This window comes from Acinetobacter sp. V2 (assembly GCF_001188385.1).
Taxonomy (GTDB): domain Bacteria; phylum Pseudomonadota; class Gammaproteobacteria; order Pseudomonadales; family Moraxellaceae; genus Acinetobacter; species Acinetobacter oleivorans.
This window is the reverse complement of sequence record NZ_JZFB01000001.1, coordinates 647,306-653,224: the sequence shown is the minus strand read 5'-3', so window position 1 is coordinate 653,224 and position 5,919 is coordinate 647,306. Positions and strand designations below refer to the sequence as shown.

Here is a 5,919-nt window from a genome sequence, read left to right as displayed (position 1 = left end):
ATGATTTACCGTCAGTTTTCTATTACATTAGCAGCAGCCATGTTGTTATCGCTATTTGTAGCCATGACCATTACACCTGCAATGTGCGCAGTTCTATTAAAAAAACATAATAAAAAACCGAAATGGGGACAAATGCTTGAGCTTGCTCTTCAAAAAGTCAGATCAGCTTTTAGTTTTTTATCTGTTCGTTTAATCCAGTTTAAAGTATTTTCCAGTCTGTTAGTTGTAGGCATCGCGATTATTCTATTGATGATTTACCGCAGTTTGCCTACAAGCTTTATTCCAAATGAAGATCAAGGATTACTTGCTGTTCCCTATAGTTTGCATAACAGTGCCTCAATGAGCCAAACCGAAGAAATTGGAAGACTCGTCAATAATTATTTCTTTGAACATGAAGGCAAAAATATTAATACCGTACTGGTCGTGAATGGACAAAACTTTTCAGGGAGCGGTCCAAATTTAGGTATGGCCTTTGTTTCGCTTAAACATTGGAATGAGCGTAAAGGAGAAGCCAATACAGCGAGTGCTATTCGTGAACGTGCCCAAGCATATTTACAAAAAAACTTGCCGGCTAAAGTCATGGTAGGAATGCCACCAAGTGTATCTGGGTTAGGTCAATCTGATGCTTTAGAACTTTGGCTTAGAGATGTAAATGGTCAAGGTCGCGATGAATTAATTAAACAATATAAAGCCTTAGAAAAAGAATCTCGCAATTATTCAGCCTTTGAAAATCTAAGTCCTCTTGTGAGTGAAGATAAAGCCGAAGTATTTATTCAACTCGATCAAAATAAAGCCAAAATGTTAGGAATTGACCAACAAGCAATTCGCTCAACACTATCAACTGCTTGGGGTGGAAACTATGTTGGCGATTTTGTTGAACGAGGTCGAATTAAGAGAATCATTATGCAAGGTGATTCAGAGTTTCGTTCTAAACCTGAAGATTTAGCGTATTGGCATGTACGCAATAACTCAGGTGGAATGCTTTCCCTCGCTCATTTTGCACAAAGTCAGTGGACAGGTGGCCCTGAAGCTCTTACCCGATTTATGGGACTGGCTGCCATTCAACTTGAAGCAAATGTAAGTTCTGGCTTTAGCTCAGGTCAGGCAATGCAACAGTTAAGTGATATGGTCAGTAAACAGTCTGGTATAGATGTCGCATGGAGCGGTCTTTCTTTACAAGAGCAACAATCTAGCCGCCAAGCAATTTATTTATATCTCATTTCTATTTTGTTTATTTTCTTATGTTTGGCTGCCTTATATGAAAGCTGGAAAATTCCTTTTATTATTTTATTAGGGCTTCCTCTAGGCATTACAGGCACTATTATTTTTGCTTGGATTTTTAAGTTACCTAACGATGTTTATTTTCAAATTGCCCTATTAACAGGTATTGGCTTATCTTGTAAAAATGCGATTCTCATTGTTGAGTTTGCGACTCAAGCACTCAAACAAGGGAAAAGTAAAATCGATGCGGCAAGTGAAGCGTTAAAGCTACGCTTACGTCCGATTTTGATGACATCTCTTGCCTTTGGTGCGGGCGTGGTTCCTTTGATTTTTGCAACTGGTGCAGGCGCTGCGAGCAGATATGAAATTGGAATGAGTGTATTTGGTAGTGTCGTGTTTGGTACTTTACTGGTACCGCTATTTACTGTGTTCTTCTTTGTTGTGGTTCATAGTTTACCGAGTTTTCAGTGGTCAATGAGCAAACTATGGTTGAGTCGAGCTTTGAGATTTAACAGTCGTATTAAAAAGGACAATACATCCTTTTAAAAGTTAAAATAAAAAAAAGGCAGATATTAAATCTGCCTTTTTTTATTCTTTCAATTTAAGCGACTAGCTTATCAATCCAAACTTCTAGTGTGGGTTGTTCAGCTAAATCTTCAAAGCTTACCTGTGCGCCATAAGCTTGCCATTTACCCACTAATGTCATGAGGCGTACCGAATCAAGTCCAAGCATGAGTAAATCATCATTTAACTGAATGTCTGAAGCTGGAATCTGAAGCTGTTCACTCACTGCCAAAACAATACCTTCTTGAGTGAGTGGTGATGCCGCTTGTTCAAGCGCCCAAGCTCGTGTGACTTGCTGAGTTGTCATGACTTGCCCACAACGAGTACTTGTATACTTTAAAGCCATATCATGTTCTTCACGGCTAAAGTCAGCAAGTGCATCTCCACATAAAAATGGCTGAATATTTAGCATAAATGCTTCTGCAGCACTCATAAGGCAACCAATATGGGCATAAACACCACAAATGATGAGTTGATCGCGGTTTGACTCACGCATAAGTTGTTCGAGTGGAGAAAATTTAAAAGCGCTATAACGCCATTTTGTTAAGACAGTATCATTTTTATCAGGCGTAATTTCCGGCAAAATTTGGGTAATATATGGATCATCTTTTAGACCAGTTCCCCAAAAGTCCGTTAATAACTGGCGGTGTTCAGGTGTCTGGTTACCGGGCTGTGCAGTATAGACGACAGGGATATTAAACTTACGCGCAGTTTCAATCAGTTCTTTGGTATTTTTAATGAGCTCTGGAATAGGCGCTTGAGTTTGATCATAAAAATCTAAAAAATATTGCTGCATATCATGTACTAATAAAACAGCGCGATCGGTATGCAACTGCCAATGTGTTTTATTCGCTGTAAATTCGTGCGCTTGTGGCATGCTGTAACTGGCAATTTTAGGAATACTCATTAAATTTTTCCTTTTTTATCTTTAAGCAAGAACTTTGGTGTTGGTTTCAAATTGTTGACGTAATCTTTTTTTGTCGATTTTCCCAAAGGCTGTATATGGAAATTGCTCGATAAATTCGACTCGATCGGGAATTTTGTAGGTAGCAAGTCCATAGTCTTTCAGATGTTGACGAACGGACATTGCAAGACGAATTGGGCTTGGATCATCAGCGTGTGCTTGCCATGCAACAAAAGCACAGCTCTTTTCACCCATAATCTCATCAGGCATAGCAACCAATGCTGCTAGGCGAATTTGTGGATGAGTTAATAAAGCTTGTTCAACTTCTTCTGTCGCAATTTTTTCACCAGCACGATTGATTTGTTCTTTTGAACGGCCTTCCACAACAATGCAGCCATCTTCGCGAATGCGTACTAAATCGCCTGTTCGATAAAAACCATCCGGTGTAAAAGATCGTGCATTGTGCTCCGGTGCTTGGTAATAGCCACGAATAGTATAGGGACCGCGAGTCAGCAAATGCCCTACCTCTCCAGCCTTTACTGGCTGATCATTATCATTCAGTACTAAAATTTCATCATCTGGCGAGATTTTTAAACCTTGGGTATGGATAATTTGCTCCTTCGTCATGTCAAAATGGGTGTAATTCACCAGCCCTTCAGCCATGCCAAAAACTTGCTGTAGATTGACTTGAAACTCATCAATCAAGCGTGTGGCAACTGCATCGGGTAAACGTGCTCCTCCGACTTGTAAGCAACGTAGAGTCGACAATATTGGATCTTGATCTTTCGCTGCTTTATCCATCCAAGGTCGAACCAAAGCAGGAACCAAGCAAGCATCAGTCACACCGTGTTTTTTGATCAATGAAAAAGCAGTTTCAGGGCTTGGATCAGTGCCTAAAACTACAGCCCCGCCTGAATAAAAAATACCTAAAGAACCGGCCGAGCTCATTGAAAAGTTATGTGCCGCGGGTAAAACCATGAGTAGGCGTGATGACTGACTGAGACGGCAGATTTTCGCGCTCTCACGTACGCTATATAGATAGTCGTCATGGGTCCGTGGAATCAGTTTAGGAACACCAGTACTTCCACCTGAAAGTTGTAAAAAGGCAACCTGATCTGCCGTAGTCGGTGAGATGGCTTCATCTAAAATATGGGTTTCTTTTAATAGATTTTGAACCGCTACAAACTTGTCGGCATTTCCAAGGACAAATATATGTTGTAAGCAAGGAGCAGTTTGCTGAAGCTTTTCGGCAAGCTCTCGGTAGTCAAATTTTTGTGCACCAAAATCAGCACAGAAATAAGCTTTTGCTTGGGTTTGTTTGAAAAAACTACTGAGTTCTGCATAGCGATGTGCAGGTAAAGACATCACAGGTAAAGCACCAAGCCGAATCAGTGCAAAAAATAAAACATAGAACTGATAGTGATTCGGCATCTGTACAACTGCTTTGTCACCCGCTCTTAGTCCATGTTGATATAAATGGCTTGTGCAGTAATCAACTAAATGATCAAACTCAGCATAACTAACGGCTTTATCACCATCATATACTGCTATGTTTTGCGGGTATTTTTGAGCACTTTCACGCAAGAAATCACTCAAGTTTTGTCCAAGCCAATAACCTTTTTTACGGTAAATCTCAGCAAATTCTGCTGGATATGGCACTGCACCATCCAGATAAACCTGTGTTGTCATGTGTTTGGTCCTTGTATTGGCAATTGATTTGGTGAAATCTGGAATCCGTCCAGCACAGTGCGAAATTTAGCGGCAGTTTCAGCATGTTCGGCTTGTGGACGAGATGCCTCCACAATGCCTGCACCGGCAAATAAACGGGCAATGTTCTGATAAATTCGGGCACAGCGAACAGTCACCGACCATTCACCATTACCTTGTTCATCTGCCCAACCCATAGTTCCTGCAAATAATTCACGGTTAAATGGTTCAAGTTGCTGAATTAGTTCTTTCGCAATTGGACTAGGCTCCCCACAAATTGCAGGTGTTGGGTGCAAGCGTTCAATTAAGTCAAAAACATGTGTATCGGCTTTCTTAAGTTCGCCAGTAATGTGTGATGCCAAGTGCCAAAGGCGTTTAGTACGAATCAGGGATGGTTGTTTAGGTACTTTTAACTGCTTACAAAAAGGTGTGAGCTCATCGGCAATCATTTCGATGACGAGTGCATGCTCATGTTGATCTTTTTGTGAAGCAAGTAATGCTCTAGCGTTATTTTGGTCTAGGGTTGGATCGTCATCACGAGCCAATGTACCAGCAACCGGTTTACTCCAGATTCTTGTATTTTGCTTTGCAATTAAAAGTTCGGGGCTTGCACCGACAAACCATCCTTCACTTTGAGGATGCCTCGCGACTGCATAGTTATAACCTTCGGGATTATGCTTAGCTAAGTTATAAAATAGGTCCGAGACGGGAATATTTTGTTCAAATTCAAGTTGTAAAATACGAGCAAGTACGGCTTTATCAAGTTTTTTTGCTTGCATTTGTTGAACTAAATACTCAACTTGCTGTTGGTAATGTTCACCTAAAGGGAAATAATCCGCCTTTTCTAAAGATAAAGAACCAAAATCAATATCAGACTTTGCATAGAGTACTTTCTGATAGATTTTTGCATTTTGCATCAGCATTAAATTGACATCGGCTGCCGAGCAAAATGGTAGTCCACCCATAATCTTGACGTCTTTATAACCGTCATTCATTGCAAGTTCTAATTGAGCTCGTGCTTCATCTAACCAATCTTTTAAAAGGCTATTTTTAGCGACTTGAATATCACGTAATTTTTGATGACTATTGATGGTGTATTCTGGCGTTGTGAAAATAAAACCTGCGTCATTTCCACAATTTAAAATTTCTTGTGCTAGTGCAACGCGGCTTTCAGTAAAATTTTCTCGTTGGATAAAATACGGATGCTGTGCCGACATCTCGCAACTCCTTATACAGTTATTTTGTTGTAATGAATGAATGTTTAAACGCCTAAAGTGGCTCCTCCATCAACCACAATTTCTTGCATGGTAATTTGTGCCGCTTGATCAGAAAGTAAAAAGCTGACCGTATTGGCAATATCTTCAGGCTGGGCTAATTTTCTTAAGGGAATGCCTGTACGGTATTGGCTTAAATCTCCATCGATTACCGCAGGCGGAGGTGAATTATCTGTCCAAAGCTGCTGCTGCATTTGAGTTAGCGTAGAGCCTGGTGAAACAATATTAAGCCTTACTTGGTGAGGTGCG

General features: G+C 40.4%; 5 protein-coding genes and 1 pseudogene. 1 reads left to right on the top strand and 5 read right to left on the bottom strand.

Annotation, left to right across the window (positions count from 1 at the left end):
* Positions 1 to 1,767, top strand: a 1,767-nt coding sequence (locus tag UC75_RS19935; RefSeq protein WP_228137046.1) for an efflux RND transporter permease subunit, incomplete at its 5' end; no start/stop codon positions are given.
* A gap of 55 nt (positions 1,768 to 1,822) precedes the next feature.
* On the opposite strand, the gene UC75_RS19930 is transcribed toward UC75_RS19935, so the two are convergent.
* The 5 genes and pseudogenes from UC75_RS19930 to UC75_RS03010 form a co-directional block, all read right to left on the bottom strand.
* Positions 1,823 to 2,011, bottom strand: coding sequence for a phosphopantetheine-binding protein (locus tag UC75_RS19930; protein WP_235823111.1), 189 nt, complete (start codon positions 2,009 to 2,011; stop codon positions 1,823 to 1,825).
* 30 nt (positions 2,012 to 2,041) lie between these two features.
* A pseudogene (locus UC75_RS03025) lies at positions 2,042 to 2,692 on the bottom strand (isochorismatase family protein); the annotation flags it as partial.
* Between the two features lie 21 nt (positions 2,693 to 2,713).
* A complete protein-coding gene (locus tag UC75_RS03020) occupies positions 2,714 to 4,378 on the bottom strand; it encodes a (2,3-dihydroxybenzoyl)adenylate synthase (protein ID WP_049836635.1) in 1,665 nt (554 codons plus the stop codon).
* Entirely contained in the window at positions 4,375 to 5,613 is a 1,239-nt protein-coding gene (locus UC75_RS03015; protein ID WP_049836634.1) for an isochorismate synthase, read from the bottom strand. Before UC75_RS03015 ends, UC75_RS03020 begins: the two co-directional genes overlap by 4 nt.
* 44 nt (positions 5,614 to 5,657) lie before the next feature.
* A partial coding sequence (locus UC75_RS03010; protein WP_128825179.1) for an SDR family oxidoreductase occupies positions 5,658 to 5,919 on the bottom strand: 262 nt, incomplete at its 5' end.